This window comes from Leucobacter luti (assembly GCF_050310065.1).
GTDB lineage: Bacteria > Actinomycetota > Actinomycetes > Actinomycetales > Microbacteriaceae > Leucobacter > Leucobacter luti_B.
In genome coordinates, this window is the sequence record NZ_CP190007.1 from 2,035,534 (window position 1) to 2,054,221 (window position 18,688).

Annotated in this window: 14 protein-coding genes; 12 read left to right on the top strand and 2 right to left on the bottom strand. The window is 71.5% G+C overall.

The annotated features are described in order from the left end of the window. Nucleotides 1-5: 5 nt before the first annotated feature. The 12 genes from pstA to ACOPJ3_RS09385 all read left to right on the top strand — a co-directional run bounded on the left by pstA (nt 6) and on the right by ACOPJ3_RS09385 (nt 16,348). Complete coding sequence (gene pstA, locus ACOPJ3_RS09330; protein WP_427868908.1) at nt 6-1,277, top strand: phosphate ABC transporter permease PstA; 1,272 nt, start codon at nt 6-8, stop codon at nt 1,275-1,277. Beyond that, complete coding sequence (locus tag ACOPJ3_RS09335; protein ID WP_427868909.1) at nt 1,274-2,980, top strand: phosphate ABC transporter substrate-binding protein PstS; 1,707 nt, start codon at nt 1,274-1,276, stop codon at nt 2,978-2,980. The genes pstA and ACOPJ3_RS09335 overlap by 4 nt, the downstream gene beginning before the upstream one ends. A gap of 1 nt (nt 2,981) precedes the next feature. Then, on the top strand, nt 2,982-5,660 hold the full coding sequence (locus ACOPJ3_RS09340) for a hypothetical protein (RefSeq protein ID WP_427868910.1): 2,679 nt from the start codon (nt 2,982-2,984) through the stop codon (nt 5,658-5,660). A 151-nt stretch (nt 5,661-5,811) separates the two neighbouring features. Further along, nucleotides 5,812-7,020: a hypothetical protein gene (locus ACOPJ3_RS09345; RefSeq protein ID WP_427868911.1), complete on the top strand. Its 1,209-nt coding sequence runs from the start codon at nt 5,812-5,814 to the stop codon at nt 7,018-7,020. Between the two features lie 134 nt (nt 7,021-7,154). Then, nucleotides 7,155-8,507 carry an Ig-like domain-containing protein gene (locus ACOPJ3_RS09350; protein WP_427868912.1) on the top strand — a complete coding sequence of 451 codons (1,353 nt, stop codon included), beginning with the start codon at nt 7,155-7,157 and terminating at the stop codon, nt 8,505-8,507. A 27-nt stretch (nt 8,508-8,534) separates the two neighbouring features. Continuing rightward, nucleotides 8,535-9,770 carry a hypothetical protein gene (locus ACOPJ3_RS09355; protein WP_427868913.1) on the top strand — a complete coding sequence of 412 codons (1,236 nt, stop codon included), beginning with the start codon at nt 8,535-8,537 and terminating at the stop codon, nt 9,768-9,770. A 14-nt stretch (nt 9,771-9,784) separates the two neighbouring features. Continuing rightward, nucleotides 9,785-10,618, top strand: a complete 834-nt coding sequence (locus ACOPJ3_RS09360) for a hypothetical protein (RefSeq protein ID WP_427868914.1) — start codon at nt 9,785-9,787, stop codon at nt 10,616-10,618. Next, nucleotides 10,615-11,646 carry a sortase gene (locus ACOPJ3_RS09365; protein WP_427868915.1) on the top strand — a complete coding sequence of 344 codons (1,032 nt, stop codon included), beginning with the start codon at nt 10,615-10,617 and terminating at the stop codon, nt 11,644-11,646. The genes ACOPJ3_RS09360 and ACOPJ3_RS09365 overlap by 4 nt, the downstream gene beginning before the upstream one ends. Nucleotides 11,647-11,879: 233 nt before the next feature. Continuing rightward, nucleotides 11,880-12,686 (top strand): phosphate ABC transporter ATP-binding protein, encoded by an 807-nt coding sequence (locus tag ACOPJ3_RS09370; protein WP_427871200.1) that lies wholly within the window; start codon nt 11,880-11,882, stop codon nt 12,684-12,686. Nucleotides 12,687-12,688: 2 nt separating this feature from the next. Continuing rightward, nucleotides 12,689-14,716, top strand: coding sequence for a protein kinase domain-containing protein (locus ACOPJ3_RS09375; RefSeq protein ID WP_427868916.1), 2,028 nt, complete (start codon nt 12,689-12,691; stop codon nt 14,714-14,716). After that, the gene (locus tag ACOPJ3_RS09380) at nt 14,713-15,600 is read left to right on the top strand and encodes a lytic transglycosylase domain-containing protein (protein ID WP_427868917.1); all 888 of its coding nucleotides are present in this window, start codon (nt 14,713-14,715) and stop codon (nt 15,598-15,600) included. Before ACOPJ3_RS09375 ends, ACOPJ3_RS09380 begins: the two co-directional genes overlap by 4 nt. Beyond that, entirely contained in the window at nt 15,593-16,348 is a 756-nt protein-coding gene (locus ACOPJ3_RS09385) for a hypothetical protein (RefSeq protein WP_427868918.1), read from the top strand. Before ACOPJ3_RS09380 ends, ACOPJ3_RS09385 begins: the two co-directional genes overlap by 8 nt. A gap of 761 nt (nt 16,349-17,109) precedes the next feature. Here ACOPJ3_RS09385 and ACOPJ3_RS09390 read toward each other — a convergent pair. Together ACOPJ3_RS09390 and ACOPJ3_RS09395 are read right to left on the bottom strand one after the other, a co-directional pair. After that, a complete protein-coding gene (locus tag ACOPJ3_RS09390; protein WP_427868919.1) occupies nt 17,110-17,610 on the bottom strand; it encodes a GyrI-like domain-containing protein in 501 nt (166 codons plus the stop codon). Between the two features lie 114 nt (nt 17,611-17,724). Next, entirely contained in the window at nt 17,725-18,633 is a 909-nt protein-coding gene (locus tag ACOPJ3_RS09395; protein ID WP_427868920.1) for a glycine betaine ABC transporter substrate-binding protein, read from the bottom strand. Nucleotides 18,634-18,688 lie beyond the last annotated feature (55 nt).

An 18,688-nucleotide genomic window follows, 5' to 3' on the forward strand; every position in this document is an offset into this window, starting at 1 on the left:
CCAGCATGACGCAGCAAATCATCTCGGCGCGGGATCAGCGCCGCGCCGCGCCGCCCGGACGCGTGACGCGCACCCGGCTGCCGGCACAAGAGGGGCAGAGCCACGCGACTCGCCCGGAGACGCGCCGCAACCTTGCGCGGATCCGGCGGGAGGACGTGCTGCGGGTGCTCGGCGCTGCGGTGGCCGCGCTCGCGGGCGCGGCCTGGCTGGTGACGCAGGTGCTGCCGTGGGAGGGACCGGTCGCCTACGCGGCCACGGCATACCTCCTCTTCATGGGGTTCTTCGTCGTGCTCATCGGCTTCGACGAGCACCGGGAGACGGTGCGGGATCGCGTGTGGGCCGTGGTGATTCACTCGTCCGCGGCCCTGCTCGTCGCGGCCCTCGCGGTCGTCATCGTGTTCACGCTGTTGCGGGGCTCGGAAGCGTTTCTCCGCGCGAACTTCTGGTCGCAGGACCTCGCCCTTGCGGGGCCGCTCGACCCGCTCACCACGGGCGGGATGCTGCACGCTGCGATCGGCACCCTGATCATGATCGCCATCGCCCTCAGCATCTCGATTCCGCTCGGTCTCCTGTGCGCGGTGTTTCTCGCCGAGTTTCCCAGCCCGTTCGCCCGGATCGTTCGCACCGTTGTCGAGGCGATGACGGCGCTGCCGTCCATCATCTGCGGCCTGTTCATCTACGCCACCTACATCCTGCTGTTCGGGTTCGACAAGTCCGGCTTCGCCGCAGCACTCGCGGTGACGATTATGATCCTCCCGATCATCATCCGGTCCGCCGACGTCGTGCTCAGGCTCGTGCCGCAGACGCTCAAGGAGGCCTCGTTCGCCACGGGCGCGAGCCACTGGCGTACGATCTGGCACGTCGTGATCCCCACGAGCAAGTCGGGGCTCATGACCGCGATCGTCTTGGGCACGGCGCGCGGGATCGGCGAGACGAGTCCCGTGCTCCTGACCGCCGGCTACACCACGTTCACGAACTGGAACCCCTTCTCCGGCCCCATGGTGAGCCTGCCGCTTGCGACGTTCACGCTCGTTCGATCGCCGGAGGCGAGCCAGATTGCCCGCGGCTTCGGCGCGGCCGCCGTGCTCATGGTGATCGTCTTCCTACTGTTCCTCCTTGCGCGTGTGATCGGCGGCAAGGGGGCAGGCGAGCTGTCGCGAGGGGGTCTCGCCCGCGCCCGCGCGGCGAGCAAGCGCGATGCCGAGCGGTTCGCCGAGCGGAAAGATCGTGGCGCCGAGCCGGCAGGCACGCTCGTCCTTGAGCGGAGCGAGCAATGAGCGCCCGCGCGCTCAAGTCGCGGGCCGAGGAGCGGTGCCGCTCCGCTCGGCGCTGGGGGGCACACCGCCTCATCGCCGCGGGCCTCGGCCTCTTCCTCATCGCGCTCGGGTTCTATGGGCAGCTGACGCCCGCTCAGGCGGTCGGCACGATTCACGCGCCCATCACGGGGGGCGGCTCGACCTGGTCTGCGAACGCGCTCCAGCAGTGGATCAGGAACGTCTACGCCAATTACCAGTGGACCATCCGCTACGAAGAGACGGGATCAACCGTTGGGCGGAACGGTTTCGCCGCAGGCACCGTCGACTTCGGCGTTTCCGAGATCCCCTACCTGAACCCGGCGTCGTTCGAGAACGACAACATGCCTGAACGCGCGTTCGTCTACATGCCGATCGTCGCGGGCGGCACGGTGTTCATGTACAACCTCGAGATCGGTGGTCAGCGGGTCACCAACCTGCGTCTCTCGGGCGAGGCCGTGGCGAAGATCTTCACCAATCAGATCAAGGTCTGGAACCATCCGGAGATCCAGGCGGACAACCCGGGCCTCGCGCTGCCCGCCACGCCCATCGTCCCGATCGTACGCTCCGACGGCTCGGGAACTTCTGCGCAGTTCACGACGTGGATGCGGCAGCGGCACGCCCCGATCTGGGACGCGTATTGCGGCGCGGTCGGCCGGCATCTCGTCGGCGGGCACTGCGGCGTCACGAGCAACTATCCGACGATTCCGGGATCCGGCTTCATCGGCCGCTCGGGCGGGCAGGGTGTCGCCGGGGCCGTCGCGCAGGCCCACGCGGTCGGGTCGATCACCTACGTCGAGTACTCGTACGCACTCAACTCGCGCTTTCCCGTGGTCAAGCTGCTCAACGAGGGTGGATACTTCACCGAGCCGACGGCGCCCAATGTCGCGGTCGCGCTCCTCTCCGCGCAGATCAACCAGGATCGGGGCTCGCAGAACTACCTCACCCAGGATCTCACGCAGGTGTTCACCTCACCCGACATCCGCACCTATCCGCTCTCGAGCTACAGCTACATCATCATGCCGACGCAACTCGACCGGGGCTTCACGGAGGACAAGGGCCGCACGCTCGCCGACTTCGGCTCGTACTTCCTGTGCGAGGGCCAGCAACAGGCCGACGCGCTCGGCTACTCACCTCTCCCCATCAACCTGGTCGCGGCCGGGCAGGAGCAGATCAGGAAGATCCCTGGCGGCGACCCGGTGATCAAGGACATCACCGCCTGCAACAACCCCACGTTCTCGCCAGACGGCACGAACCGACTCGCAAACGAGGCGCCCTACCCGCCAGACTGCGATCGGCGCGGGCCGGTCCAGTGCACGACCGGCACGGGAGGCACCCGCGGCACGGAGACACGGCCGACCGCCGGCGCGGGAGCCGGGGGAGCCGACGGCGCCGGGAGCGGGGCCGCGGGCGAAGCGGGTGGGGCGGGTGCCCTCGGAGCGGGCGCGGCGGTCGACGGGGACGTGCTGTCGGCCGATGCCGCCCCGGCGCTCGTCAGCGGCTCGCCCCAGGACATCCCGGCGTCGCACCCCGGGGCCCTGCGCGCTCTCGGGCTCGCGGGGGCCGGCGCGGGAATGCTCGCGGCCGCGGTGCTCCCGCCGCTCCTGGGTCGGCGGCTCCGGGGCGGCGTAGCGCTACGGACGCGGCCCTCACCGAACCACAGCAGCAATAGCCGAAGGGAAGCGTAAGGTGAACCGGTTCTTCACACGCCTGAGTGGCAGGCTCGCCGCATCGGGGGCCGCGCTGGCGATCGCGCTCAGCGGGGTCATGCTCGCCGCGCCGGCCCAGGCCATCGGCGATCCGCCGCAGCAGGCCCAGCCGGCCGAGGGCACCGCCGATGCGACGTCGCCAGGGGGTGCCGCTCCGACCGACGGCTCCTCCATGACGGTGAAGTGGGCGGGTGGCAACCCGGAGGAGATCCAGCGCTTCCAGGTGGCGCGCGACGGAGACCCGGAGGGATTCTGGGCGAAGTCTGGGCACTGGGGCGACTTCAAGGATCTCGAGGTGACCGTGTCGAAGACGGCGGGACTCGCCGACGAGGTGATCACGGTCTCCGCGAGCGGCATGGCGCGGACGTCAACTGGCCGTCAACAAGCAAAAAATTTCCTCCAGCTCATGCAGTGCTGGGGCGACAGCCCGCTCGATCCCGGCTTCGAGGAGACGTGCGTCTTTGGCTCCGGTATCGACGTCTACAGCCTGATGGGCCCCAGAAACGTCGGGGTTCGCGGAGTCCGGAACGTTCCCCACGAACCGAGCGGCCAACGTTTCACCTACTTCCCGCGGTTCCGGGCAGTAGACGGCAAGATGAGCGAGCAGGGATGGGTGCAGGGGGGCGGCGGCAACAAGTATCCGGTCGACGGCCTCAGCAACTTCTTCACCACCGCGAACTCCAATGAGAATCTGTTCGTGCGGTTTGACCGGGAGGGGAAAGCCAGGGTCGGCTTCGAAACGCAGTCCGCGGTGACCCAACCCTATCTCGGGTGCGGTGGCGCCGCCCGGGAGGGAAAGCCGTGCTGGCTGGTCGTGGTGCCCCGCGGCGGCCACTCGCCCACGTGGCCGGAGGAGCGGTCGACCGGTTTCCCCTGCAGCGGGGTCCTCGGCAGTGCGCCGCCCTTCGGTGAGGCGGTGGACACCGCCTGGGGCCCCGCGATCACCCCCGACTGCGCGAACTTCAACAACCGCATCGCTATCCCGCTGCACTTCACAAACGTCACCCCCGCGTGCCGCGCGGGTGTCGCGGAGCGCCCCGTGATCGGCACCGAGCTCGTCGCACCCGCGCTGAGCGCGTGGCAACCCGAGCTCTGCGGCTCGGGGCCGGCCACCTACTCGATGAACACGGCGGCCGGTGACAACGTGCGCGGCCGCCTCCTCACGGGCGACGCAAGCTTCGCGACGATCGTCGACACGCTCGCTCCGGGGCGCATCGGCGCGGCGCCCCCTTCCCAACTCGACGCCGCCCAGCTCCGCTATGCCCCGCTCGTGAACACGGCACTCGCCATAAGCTTCACCATCGAGTCGTCACGCGGCGATGTGTTCCGGGACGTCAAGCTGACCCCGAGGCTGCTGGCGAAGCTCTTCACGCAGAGCTACAGGTACCAGGTGCCCACCTACGGGCTCGGCCGGGACGGGCTTGCGAAGTCGCTCGAGGGCAGGGACGTGCCGCAGTGCGTCTTCGACGACCCGGAGTGGGAGGCCCTGAAGAACCCTCGGGGCAGTGCCCTATGCCTGCTTGCCCCCTACGTGGTGACCATCGGCCCGCAGGGCGACGACTCCATTGCCGCCCTCTGGGCCTACATTCAGGCGGACGCGGACGCCGCCCAGTTCCTCCGGGGAGAGGCGGACCCGTGGGGCATGACCATCAACCCCAGCTACCTACCATCGACCCACGCGCGCGCGCTCGACGGCGGTATCCCCATCGACCTCAGCCGCGACCGCGTCGACGCGTTCTTCCGCGCGGATCGCGCGACGAACCCCGCGAACACGAGCGAGACCCGGGGCAAGACCATCGACTCAACCTCCTACATGCCGTATCTCGGGAGCTTCGCGCAGTCCGCGGCCCGGGTGTTCCGCGCCGATGACGGAAGCCTCAACCAGTGGGACCCCGACACCCTGATGTTTAAGGGCGATGGCCCGCCCCTCCCGGGCAGTTTCCGCGAGCTGCTCGGCCCCGTGGCGCTGCCGGACGCCGTCAACTACCTGCTTCCCAACGCACAGCTCGCCGCCCCGCTCGCGCGGACCACGGGCAAGGAGGACGTGGGCGATGCGAGGACCTTCGTGGCGCCAACGCCGGAGGCGATGTCCGCTGCGGCGGGGGTCGCCGTCGTCGACGCCGCGACCGGGCACTCGCGGATACCGCTCGACAAGATTCCGGCGACGGGCTATCCGCTGACCCTCTCGGTCAACGCCGCCGTCGACCTCGCGGCGCCGAAGCTCGACGCCCGGGCCAGCGCCGACTATGCGGCGCTCCTCCGCCACGCCGCGGGGCCGGGGCAGATCCCGGGCGAGGGGCAGGGTGAACTCCCAGGCGGATATGTGCCGCTCTCGGCGGTGCAGCGAGCGTCAACGGAGCGGCTCGCTGCGCAGCTCCTCCTGCCCCGAGGAGGGGCCACCGGCGGGGGCGGCGCGCCGCCTCCCGCAGCCGGGGGCCGCGGCGGGGCCGCCCCCTCGCCTGCGCAGGCGCCGGCCCCGAGCACCGACGGCATCGGGGACGGCCCGGCCACGGCCACCTCCTTCACGGGCGCGGACGATGCGCGCGACGCTACCCCGGAGGCGGCCACGCAGACCGCGCTCGGCCTCACCCTCCTCGCTGGCCTCGCGGGCGCGGCCACGGCACCATTCCTGTTGCGACGACGCGGAATCGGCCTGTGATGCCGGCGCCCGCGGGTCGCGGCCCAGACCACTCGTTCAGCGATGCGTTCCCGCGCAGAACGAGGAGCCCCCGCCGAGTCTGTGCGGGATCGTCGGGGGCGGGCACCTCACCGGTGCACCACTCAAGGGGACACCATTGGAAGGAAATGAAGTGTTCAACCCTGTAAAGCGCAAGACACTCGGCCTCCTCGCGGGTGCGGCAGCCGTCGCACTCACCCTGACGGGCGGTCAGGCAGCACTCGCTGATCCGCCCGCGAACACGAATCCCGTGATCGACGGCTACGGCTCCGACACCACGCAGCACGTCATGAACGGCATCGCGACCGTGCTCAACGAGGGTGGCGCGAACCGCCTCGCCTCCTACGACGCCGGCACCGGCTACGTCCAGTCGGGCGAGTCCGAGCCGCGTGCCTTCGTGCCGCGCGGCAACGGCTCCACGCAGGGCAAGCAGATCCTGCTCGCGGCAATCGACAACCAGGTGATGACGATCGGTGACCGCTCCTCGTACATCGAGGTGGACGGCAAGCGCGTTCCGGAAAAGCTCCAGCGGGACGACGCCGAGTACGCCCGCTCCTCGAGCGCGGGGGTATGGGGGACAACGGGTAAGCTCACCTACATTCCGTTCGCGATCGACGGCGTGTCGGCGGCCGTCGCCGAAGGGGAAAGCGTGCTCCCCGCGGACCTGCCCCTGGGCAGCGAGGATGATCCGAAGGACGCCCTCACCCTGCGGAACATCTACGCAGGGACGGTCACGTCCATCACGGTTGACGGGGCCTCGCACGAGCTCACCCCGCTCCTGCCGCAGAAGGGCTCGGGCAGCCGCGCGTTCTGGATCGATGCGCTGGGCCTCACCGAGGCACAGGTGACGGGCCACGCCAGCGATGTGGACGCCGACGGCCTCTCCGTGCAGGAGAACGACGGCACCCACCTGAAGCGCCCGACCGACGTGATGCCCTACTCCATTGCGTCGTTCATCGCGCAGAAGGACGCTGACCGGATCAGCTCGGCCTACGGGATCAACATGCAGAACCGGAACGGGTCTGCGGAGCTCATCAAAATCAACGGACAGCCGTCGCTCATTGGCGGACGCGCGATGAACACCCATTTCCCGGTGCTCCGCCCGGTGTTCAACGTCGTTGAGACGAACGCCATCAATACGGAGGCGCCGGGGTACAACAAGCAGCTGAAGGAGCTCTTCGTCGGGGCAGACTCGGCGATCTTCACGGCCGAGTCGAAGATCAACGCCGGCAGCACGGTGATCGCCGACTTCGGCTTCGGCGAGCTGGAGCAGAACTGGGAGGATCCGATCACGAAGGTGCTCTACTCGCCGGGAGCGGTCGACAAGCTCGCGGACAAGTAGCGCGGGGCGCCCCAGCACCGCACCAGCAGCACACCCGCAGTACCCAGCATCAACCGCATTACGGACGGGGTCGGCCGCGTGCCGGCCCCGTTCCGGTGCCCGCCCGTTCATACGTTGACCGAAGGGATTTTCCGATGTATTCACAGTCCGCCCAGCAGCCCTCAGTTCCGCCGGCGCGGCGTCGCCGGGGCGCGAGGACAATCGTCGCGTTCGTGGCCGCAGCCGTCGTCGCGCTCAGCCTGTTTCCCGCATCGCCCGCCCAGGCGTTCGAGCCGGCCGAGGAGCTCAATCCGGCGCACAAGATCGGCGAGCTCACGCTGAAGCTGAAGGAGGGCGCGACCGGGAGCACCCGGTTGCCCTTTGAGACCGCAACGACCGAGGTGGGATGCCCCGCGGGGTTCCGGGACAGAGGCGTTACTTATTGGGACTTCGGTATCGGTAAGGGAGGCGAAAGGGAGCTTATTACGGTATCGAATCGCAAGGTGCCCGGGGGCGGGCTTGACGGCAAGCCACTCGCGATGAAGCCCTTCTGGCTCCATAGTCGAGATCTGACGGGAACATATGAGAGCCGGTTCGGCCCAGATCGCAAGGTGATGGTCATCGTGACCTGCGAGGTCTACCCCTACGATCCGACAAATTTTCGCTACTTCTCGGCCCTCTTCCACTTTTCCAAGGACGGGGTGATCACGATCCTGCCGCCCGAGTCGGCGAAACTCGCACCGACCACCACCGCGGTCACTGTCTCCGGGGTCGGCCCCGACTACGCAACCATCACCGCAACCGTCGCCCCCGCAGCCGCCACCGGCACCGTCCAATTCACCAGCAACGGGGCAAACGTCGGCGGACCACTCCCCATCACCGGCGGCACCGTCACCACCAACATTCCCGACCTCACCCCCGGCACCGAATACACCCTCGGGGCAAAGTACTCAGGCGACACCAAACACGAACCCTCCGAAGGCACCATCCGCGCCACCACCACAGCACCCCCCGTCACCCCCGTCACCGAAGCCACCCAACTCACCGTGATCGTGCCCACCCAGACCACGACCGCCGCAAGCGGACTCACCCTCACAGTCGTCCCCAAAACCACCACACTCACCGGCCCCACCACCCGCGAACAAGGCGCACTCTGGAAGGCCACCGGCACACTCGGCAACGTCACCGTGAACGACGACCGACGCGCAACCGACAAAAAGCCCTGGACCCTCACGGGCACCTCCACCCCCTTCGCCTCCGGTCAGCAACAGATCCCCATCCTCTCCTTCGGCTGGACCCCCACCAAGGTCAGCGGCGCCGGCACCCCAGGCAAAGCCATCCCACCCGGCAGCAGCAACGCCGACGGCCGCGCCCGAGTCCTCGCCACCGGCGAAGGCACCACCACCCCCAACGTCACCACCACCGTCAACGCCGACCTCGCCCTCGAAGTCGCCGCAGGCATCCCAGCAGGCAACTACACCTCAACCCTCACCCTCACCCTCATCTAGCACCACCACACCCACGCAAAGGGCCACATGAGTTTCACCCGAATCGCGCTCGCGAGCAGCGCCGTCGTCGCACTGGCGTCGGTGCTGCTCGCGGCACCCCACGCCCCGGCACTCGGCGACTCACCCCCCGTCGACCCGGCGGCAATTGAGTGGGGCGTCCTGCCATCGACACCTGAGGGCCCTGACGGCCGCGGCGAGTTCTCCTTCCAGGTTGCTCCCGGCACGGTCATCACCGACTGGGTGAGCGTCTCGAATCTTGGCGCCAACCCCGGCAGCTTCCGCGTCTACGCCGCTGACGCGACCGTCGACTACGGCACTGGGGCGTTCACCTTGATTGGGTCGGATCGCGCCTCCCGCGACCTCGGCTCATGGACGGCGCTCGACGGCGCGCCGTCGAGTTGCCCGCCGCCGAGCGAGGCGCCGGATGGCGGCTCAGCGGCGGGCGATGACGCGGCGCGTGAGGCCGAGGCGGTCTGCGCGGCCGGGCTCGGCGTCACGGTCGACCTGGGACCGGGGGAACGGGCCGACATCCCGTTCACCATTTCGGTGCCAGCCGACGCCCCGCCGGGGGACCACGCCGCAGGCATCGTGGCTTCCTTCGCCTCCGAGCCTGCCGAGGGCGGAATCGTCCGCCGCGAAGACCGCGTGGGCACCCGGGTCCACGTGCGGGTCGACGGCCCGCTCTCGCCCGGCATCGGGATCGTCGGCCCCGTCGCGGGCTTCGACGCGGCCGTGAACCCGTTTGCGGGCGGCACAGGGCGTGTCGCCTTCGAGGTGGCCAACCGCGGCAACACGCGCGTCTCGGCCCTGCCCAGCGTGCGGCTGAGCGGGCCGTTCGGGATCGAACTCGGCACCCTGCAGCTGCCACCCATCGAGGACCTCGTGCCCGGCGCGGTCACCCGAGTCTCGCCCGAGTTCCCGGGTGTGCCGCCCCTTCTCCTGCTGTTCGCTGAGATCACCGTGACGCCGATACCCGCGTCCGGGCTCGCGGCGACCGACCCGTTGCCGGCCCCCGCGACCGCCGAGGTCACGGCCTGGGCGTTGCCCTGGCCCGCACTCCTCGCGGTCCTGGTGCTCGCACTCGGCATCGCCGCAACGGTCTGGCGGCGGCGCTACGTGCGCGCCCGGCTCGCGGAGGAGCTTGCGAGCTTCGCCGACCGGATCCGCGAGGAGCGCGACACCGCACGCGATCCAGCGCCGACACCCGGCCCCGACGCGGCGCGCACCCCCACCTTCACCCACACCCAAAGGAGTCACCCGTGAGGACGATCCGCCAGATGAGCGGTCCACCCCGTGCCGGGTGGGCGCCCGGCCTCGGTCGAACGCTCGGCACCCTCGCCGCCGTCGCGACCATTGCGACGGCGCTGACGTTCGGCGCCCCTCCCTGGTCCGCACACGCCGGCCCTGCTGCCCCTGCCGCCCCAACGCCCCCCGAGGTGCGGGTCGACGTGCCGCCCGCGGCGGAGAAACCGGCGCCCCCGCCCGGGCCTGGCCCGATCGTGCGCCCGCCTGCCCCGCCGGCACCGGCACCGGCCCCGGCGGGCCGCGGCGGGGCCCGCACCGTGATCCCCGCGAGGCCGGCGCCGCCGCCCGCGGTCCCGGCCGTCGCCCCCGCAGCCCCGGATGCCGGCGCGGCGTGTACGCCGAAGGAGCCGGCGATCCCGGACAAGCCGGCGACCTCGGGAAGCCCGGCGAAGCTCGACAAGGCCGTGTATCTGGTCGGGGACCGGGTCGTCGTCACCGCGGAGGGATACGGCGCCGCCGAGCAGGTGCAGCTCGCCATGTTCAGCGAGGGCACCGCGATCGGCAACTTCGCCGCCGACGCCGACGGTTCGGTGCGCGCGAGCTTCGAGGTGCCGGCCGAGACGAAGACCGGCACGCACGTGCTCCAGTTCACCGGGTGGTGCGCCGGCGTGGCAACGGCGGAGCTCCTCATCGGCTCGCCGGGGGCCGCTGCGGCCACGGGCGGCCCGCTGATCCCGATGTGGACCTGGTGGGCGGGCGGCTTCCTGCTCCTCGTCCTCGCCGGGATCGCGGCCTGGCGGGTGCTTCGCGCGCTCAGCGAAGATCCCGGGCGCAGGCCGGCCCTTCCCGAGGGGGCGGCGGCATGACCGCGACGACACCGCCAGGCACCGAGCAGGGACCGGCGCAGGGCCCCGCGCCCGCGCCGCAACCGGCGCGCAGGCGGCTCCCGCTCGGGCGCCCGGGGCCCCGCGGCGAGCGCCGGAAGCCGGCGCCCGCGCGGACGCGGCGCCCCCTGCTGCCGCCCGCGGGGCCGCGGGAGCTCGAGCCACGGGGCGGCAGGTGGTGGGCGGGGGCGGTGATCCTCACCATCTCGCTCGTGATCCTCGGGTTCATGGCGCACACCGTCCTGCTCACTGCCCTGCAGCACCACCGCGACCAGTCCCTCGCCTACACCGAGCTGCGCACGAGCCTCGCCGAGGGCCGCGCCCCCACGGGCCAGCTCGTGAGCGACAACGAGCTCACCCCCCTCGGCACCCCCGTCGCCTACCTCGAGTCGGCCGCGATCGGACTGCGCGAGGTCGTGCTCCAGGGGAGCGACGCGAACACGCTGCGATCCGGGATCGGCCACCGCCGCGACTCCGTGATGCCGGGGCAGGCCGGCACGAGCGTGATCCTGGGCAGGCAGCTCACCTACGGCGGCCCCTTCGCGAAGCTGCACCGCCTGCAGCCGGGCGACGAGGTCTCCATCATGACCGGCCAGGGGGAGCACGTGTACCGCGTGTTCGGGCTCCGGCGCGGCGGCGACCCGCTGCCCGAGCCGCTCCGCGCGAAGCAGGGCCGGCTCGAGTTGCAGACCGCGGACGGGCTCGCCCTGTTCCCCTCCGGGGTCCTGTACGTCGACGCCGAGCTCGTGAGCGAGCCGCAGCCGAACCCGAGCCGGGTGCTCTCGTATCCCGCGCTCCCGAGCATGGAGCGCGCGATGGGGGCGGATCGGGGCGCGTGGTTCATCGCGTTCTTCGCGTTCGTATTCCTGACCGCCGCGGCGATCGCCGTCGCCTGGCTGTGGCGGAGCTGGGGCCGGTGGCACGCCTGGGTGATCGGGGTGCCCCTGCTCGTCGCGCTCGGCGCCGCCACGTCGGACCTCGTCATGAACGCGATGCCGAACCTCCTATGATCCGGCGTCGCGCCGGTGAGCACCACACGAACAGAGAGAAAGCAGACCCGATGACTTCGACCCCAGACCTCACGACCGCGCACGCATCGCTCGGCACGGGCGACCCGCGTGCCGCCGTGCCAGCGAGCGGCGACGCTGGCTCGGTCCTCGCCGGGGAGCACGATCCTACGAGCGTGCTTCCCGCGCACGCGACCGCGCCGGATCCGGGGGGCGATCCGGGCACCGGCGCTGGGCTGCCCCCCGCGGGCGACGCGCCCCCCGCGGTCCTCTCGACGCTCGAGGCGCGCGAGGTCTCGGCGTGGTTCGGCTCGCACAAGGTGCTCGAACGGGTGTCGCTCACGATGCACGCGGGGCTCGTCACCGCGCTCATCGGCCCCTCTGGCTGCGGCAAGTCGACGTTTCTGCGGATCCTGAACCGCATGCACGAGCTCGTGCCGATCGCATCGCTCGCGGGGGAGGTGCGGCTCGACGGAGCTGACATCTACGACCGGGGCATGCGTCTGCAGGACGCGCGCAAGCACATCGGGATGGTGTTCCAGAAGCCGAACCCGTTCCCCGCGATGTCGATCTACGACAACGTGGTCGCCGGGCTCAAGCTCACGGGCGTGCACGCGAGCCGGGACGAGAAGGACGAGATCGTCGAGCACTCGCTCACGGCGTCCGGCCTGTGGCAGGAGGTGCGGGATCGCCTGAGGCAGCCGGGCGGCGGCCTCTCGGGCGGGCAGCAGCAGCGGCTCTGCATCGCCCGCTCGCTCGCGGTGAAGCCGAAGGTGCTCCTCATGGACGAGCCGTGCTCCGCGCTCGACCCCACCTCGACCAGGGTCATCGAGGAGACGATGGCCGAACTGCAGAAGGAGGTCACGATCGTCATCGTGACGCACAACATGCAGCAGGCGCAGCGCGTCTCGCAGCAGTGCGCGTTCTTCCTCGCCTCGCAGGGCACGCCCGGTTCGATCGTTGAGCACGGCGACACGGACGCGATGTTCAGCGAGCCCCAGGACCAACGCACCTTCGACTACGTGAACGGGCGGTTCGGCTGATCATGTCGCAGTTCGGGGTGCTGCTCGGCGGGCGCTTTCTGCTGGGGGAGCTGCTCGGCGTCGGCGGCTCCGCGAGCGTGTTCGCTGCGCGGGACCTGCGGGGCGGGGGTGATCCGGGGCTGGATCCGGGGCTGGTTCCGGATCAGGATCCGGATCAGGAGCTGGATCCGGATCCTGGCGCTGTCGCGGAGCCGCTCGCCGTGAAGCTCCTGCACCCGCACCTGTGCTCCGACGCGGCGTCGCGGCGCGCGTTCCTGCGGGAGGCCGAGCGGGCGGGGGAACTCGATCACCGAAACGTCGTGCGCGTGCACGCCGCGGGCACGCACGACGTCGCGGGGGTCGAGACGCCGTGGATCGTGCTCGACCGCGTCGCGGGCCCGACGCTCAGGGAGCTCGTGCAGCGGCACGGCGCGCTCGCCCCGCTCGCGGCGGCCGCGGTCGCCGACGGGGTGCTCCGCGGGCTCGAGGCCGTGCACGATGCGGGGCTCGTCCACCGCGACCTCTCGCCGCAGAACATCGTGCTCGAGGGCGCCGGATCCCCAGACGAGCTCCGCCCCGAGATGGTGCGCATCCTCGACTTCGGCCTCGCCGACGCGAGCGGGCGCACCACGATCGGGGGAGACGTGCTGCTCGCGCGCTCCGGATCCGGCGACCAGGTCGTCGGCAGCACTCACTTCATGTCCCCGGAACAAGCGAGCGGCCGGCCGCTCCGCCCCGTGAGCGACCTCTACCAGGTGGGAGCCCTGCTCGCGTTCGCCGTGACCGGGGCACCGCCGTTCCCGCGCGACTCGACCCGCCAGGTGCTGCGGGCGCACCTCGTCGCGCCGCCGCCCGTCGTCTCCGCGACCCGTCCGGAGGCGGCGCCCCTCGACCGCGTCGTGACGCGCGCGATGGCGAAGACCCCGGCGCACCGCTTCCGGACCGCCGCGGAATTTCGCGCCGCCCTCGTGACCGCCGCCTCGGGCCTCGCGAGGCCACCCCGCCTTCCGACCGCCGCGCTCGCGGCCCCGCCGCCGGGCGCCGCGGCGACGAGCGCCACCCGGATCCTCGGCGCCCTCCCCGCGGACGAGCTCGCCTACCTCGACGGCGGGCCGGGGGCCGGGGGTGGGACTGGGGGTGGGGCCGGGGTCGGTTCCGGGGTCGGTTCCGGGGTCGGTTCCGGATCCGGGGCCGTGTCCGCGCTCCACCCCGCGGCGAGTCAGGGCCGCAGCGCCCTCCCGGCCGTGATCGTGGGGGTGGTCTCGGCCGGCGCGCTCGCGGTGCTCGCCTTCGTCGCGGTGCTGAACGGGACCGCGTGGCACGGCGATCCCGGCACCCCCGGCCCCGGAACGAACGCGGCGCCCTCTGCCACGAGCGGCCCGCCGCCGAGCCGGAGCGCCGGCCCCTCGCCGACGACCGCGCCCACCACCCCCTCGACGACCACCGGACCGGTCGCACTCCTCACCGCGCCGGCACTTCGCGGAAGCGTCGACGAGGCGGACGCGCAGCTGCGCGCGCTCGGGCTCACGCTCGGCGCCGTCTCCGAGTCGCCATCGGCCGAGCCGAAGCACCGCGTGATCAGCCAGTTCCCGGCGGCCGGCACGCCGATCGAGTCGGGCGGGCGCGTCGACCTGACGGTCGCCTCCGGCCTCAACCTCGTGCCGGACACCGCCGGGCTCACGGTCTCCGCCGCGACGGCCGTGCTCCAAACGGCAGGGTTCCAGGTCGGGATCGGGGGCGGCTCGCGGCCCGACCCCCACGCCCTCGTCGCGGGCAGCGATCCCGGGGCCGGTTCGCTGCTCCGGGTCGGGGTGACGATCTCCCTGCGGCTCCAGGCGACGGGGCCGGGGCCGGATCCCGGGCCGGATCCGACGCCCGGGCCCACGACCGGGCCGACACCCGGGCCGACGCCGAGCCCGAGTCCCGTCCGCGCGGCCGCAGGATCGCGGGCTCGCCGGAACGCGGGTCTGCGGGCTCGCCGGGCTGCGGGTCTGCGGGCTCGCCGGTCTGCAGGCTCGCCGGATCGCCGGGGGAGGAGTGGCGCGCGATGAGCGATGCGGGTGAGGGGGTTGGGCCCATCGAGCGCGATGAGCGCGTTGAGCGCGATGAGCGCGGCCGCAGGCACTGGGCGCTGCGGGCGCTCCGCCGCGCCGGCCTCGCCGCGTGCGTCTGCGTGATCGCCGCCGCTGCGGCGAGCGCCGTGCACGTCGCGAGCCTCCGCCCGCCCGAGACGGACTACGCCAGGGTGCCGCGCTCGGCGCCCGTCACCGCCGAGGCCGCGGGCGTCGGCGCCGATCCAGGGGGCGCCGGGGTGCGGGTGAGCGGAGATCCGGCGCTGTCCCGCCCCGCGGCGGCCGACCCCAACACGCGGCTCGCCGTCATCGACCCGGACTGGCTCGAGTCGACGTCGCGCGCGACGGGCGTCCCGGCGCGGGCGCTCGCGGCCTACGCCGGCGCGTCGCTCGCGCTCGCCCAGGAGGCGCCGGGCTGCGGCATCGGCTGGAACACGCTCGCCGGCATCGGAGCGATCGAGTCCGACCACGGCAGGCTCGGCGGCGGCGCCCTCGACGGCGCGGGGTACCCGGTCCCCGCGATCCGCGGCCCGGCGCTCGACGGCAACGGCTTCGCCGCGATCCCGGACACCGATGGCGGCGCCTGGGACGGCGACACCCGCTGGGACCGGGCGGTCGGCCCCATGCAGTTCATCCCGAGCACGTGGGCGCGCTGGGGCGCGGACGGCAACGGCGACGGCGCCGCCGACCCCAACCAGATCGACGACGCCGCGCTCGCGGCGGGCCGCTACCTCTGCGCGGCGGGCGCCATGACGGACGCCGCGGGCTGGCGGGCCGCGGTGTTCAGCTACAACCACCTGGACTCCTACGTCGACAGCGTCGCCGCCGCCGCGAACCGCATCAGGGCGGCGGCCGATGGGTAGGGGCGTGGCGCGGGCCCGCCTGAGCCGCGCGGCCGCGGCCCATCTCACCCGCGGCGCGCTCGGCTGGCTGCTGCGGGCGGCGTGCGTGGCGCTCCTCGCGGGCATCGCCTGGATCCTGCCGAGCGCCGTCACCGGGGATTTCACGGGAAGCTCCCTCCCGATGCCCGCGGCTGGGGCTTCGGCGCCCGGGCCGGGGCCGGGGCCTGGGCCGGCGCCGGGGCCTTCGGGCTCGGCTGGCTCGGCGAGCTCGGCGGGCGATGCGGCGGCCGCGCCCGCCGCGCCCGCCGCCTCGGGGCCGGGTGGCGCGGTGCCGGTGGCCGCGGCGCCGGGCGCCGCTGCGCCGGCCTCGGGATCCGGGGCCGCGGGATCCGGCGCCGCACTCGCCGCGACCCAGCCCCCCGCCCCGCAGCCGCGCACCCACCGCATCGACATCGCCTCGACGGGACACCAGGCCGAGATCGACCGCTGCGAGTGGGTGCGCATGAACCTCGAGGGCTCGATCGCCCCCATCGTCGGGGCGCACAACACGTGCGGCGCGGCCTTCGTGCTCGACTTGGTGCCGGGCGACCGCGTCGAGCTCTCAGGCCAGGGCCTCACCGGAAACTTCGTCGTGACCGGGAGCCGCGACGGCTACCCTGGCCAGTCCGCGAGGGTCGCTACCGCCGGACTCTCGGCCAGCGTGATGCTGCAGACCTGCTACTTCCACAACGACGACGTCCGCCTCGTCACCCTCGATCCAGCCCCGTGACGCCGCGCCACCCGCGCCGCCCCTCCGCAAACTGCACTCCCTCGCAAACTTTCCGAAGAAAACATAGGAGGGAGCGCAGAATTCGGAGCGACCGCAGGCGATCCCGCCGCGCCCCTTACTCCGCACACTGACGCTCCCTCCGTAATCTGCACTCGCTCGCAAGCTTTCCCACAAAAACGTAGGAACGAACGCAGAACTCGGAGCGACCGCAGGCGCCGGGCGCCCGACCACCCCGGGCGCCCGGGCCGCGCGCACCCCAACCCTGCGCTCCCTCCGCAAACTGCACTCGCTCACAAGCTTTCCCACCAAAACGTAGGAACGAACGCAGAACTCGGAACGAACGCAGGCGCCGGGCACCGGATCACACCGGGCGCCCGCGCAGCGCGCACCCCAACACCTGCGATCCCTCCGCAAACTGCGCTCGCTCGCAAGCTTCCCCACGAAAACATAGGAACGAACGCAGAACTCGGAGCGAGCGCAGGCGGCGGGCACCCGACCACCCCGGGCGCCCGCGCAGCGCGCACCCCAACACCTGCGATCCCTCCGCAAACTGCACTCGCTCGCGAACTTCCCCACGAAAACATAGGAACGAACGCAGAACTCGGAGCGAGCGCAGGCGGCGGGCGCCGGAGCACCCCGGGCGCCCGCGCAGCGCGCACCCCAACACCTGCGATCCCTCCGCAAACTGCGCTCGCTCGCAACCTTTCCCACGAAAACGTAGGAACGAACGCAGAACTTGGAGCGAGCGTGGGGCGCCAGGCCTACCCCTCGAGGTAGGTGCCGATCAGGGTCTCGTTGAGCGCCGGATCGCCGCCCGGCTCGGGCTCCGTGAGGTACTGCTCGAAGCTCAGGCCGGCCGGCGTGAGCCCCTGCGCAGATACCCAGCTGAACAGGTGTTCGTAGGCTGCGCCGAGGCGGTCGTAGCCGCCGCGCACCAGGAGCGTCGCGGCGCGCCCCGCCGGCAGCGTCTCCGCGGTCACCTCGCCAGAGGCGAACGAGGCGTCAGAGCCCGCCTCAGCGCCCGCACAAGACCCCACCGGCACCGCGACCGACAGGTCGAACGTCTCGCCGGGCGCGCCGTGCACGACCCCCATGGGCGCGGCGGCGGGCGCCACCCCGGCGGCGCCGAGCGCCCCGAACAGCAGCGGAAAGGCCCGGTCGTAGAGCGCCGGCATGTCCGCGGCGGCGACCGTGGCCCGCACCACGGCGAGCTGCTGCTCCTCGCGATCCTGCACGACCGGCGTATCGAATGGTGCATCCATCAGCGGCTCCTTTGCCCAAGACAATCCCTACCCCCAGGGTATAACGCAAAAGCGGCCGGCCCCCAGGGGAGGGGACCGGCCGCCAGAGCGCACCGCGTCAAGCGCGGCGACTGCTTACTTCTCCGAGATCAGCGTCTCGTAGGCGTCGGGGTTCTCCGAGATCCACTTCTCGATCGCCTCGGGCTCCTTGCCCTCGCCGAACTCGTTCACGACGAGGTCCTCGAGCGAGCCGTACTGGGCGTCGTCGAGCTTGATGCCCTTGATGAGCTCAGCGGCGTCGGGGTACTTCTCCGAGAAGCCCTTCGTGCCGAGGAAGTGCAGCTTCTCGGGCTCGCCCATGGCGCCCTTCGGGTCCTTCAGATCCTTGAGCGGGAAGGCGTCGTTGGCCCAGAAGGGACGCCACAGCGTCACGACGATGTCCTCCTCGTTCTTGATGGAGTCCTTCAGGGTCGCGAGCATGGTCGCGGTCGACGAGGTGACGAGCTTGTACTCGCTGTCGAGGCCGTACTCGGGCATCATCGTCTTCTCGGTCTGCTCCGTGAGGCCGGCGCTCGGCTCGATGCCGACGATCTTGCCGTCGAAGCGGTCGGCGTTGCCCTTGAGGTCCTCGATCGAGTCGATGTCGACGTAGTCGGGCACCGCGATCGTGAGCACCGCGTTGTCGTAGTACGCGCCGAGGTCTTCGATGTCGTCGCCGTACTTCTCCATGTACTGGGCGTGGGTCTTCTCGGGCCACGCCGAGGGGTAGATGTCGATGTCGCCCGATGCGAGGCCCGTGTAGAGCACGGCCGCCTCGGTGAGCTCCTCCATCTTCACGTCGTAGCCGAGATCCTCGAGCTGGTTCTCGAGCAGGTAGGCGGTGCTCAGGCCGTCGGTCCAGGAGGGGAGGTAACCGAGCGTGATCTCGCCCTTCTCGCCGCCGCCGTTACCGGATCCACCGGATCCCGCCGACGAGCAGCCCGTGAGCGCAATCGCGGCGGCCGCGCCGAGCGCGATGATGCCGGAGAGGTGTCGCTTGTTCATTCTGTTCCTTTCGTCCCCCGCAGAGCGGGTGGTGATTGGTGAGATTTCTTCGCGC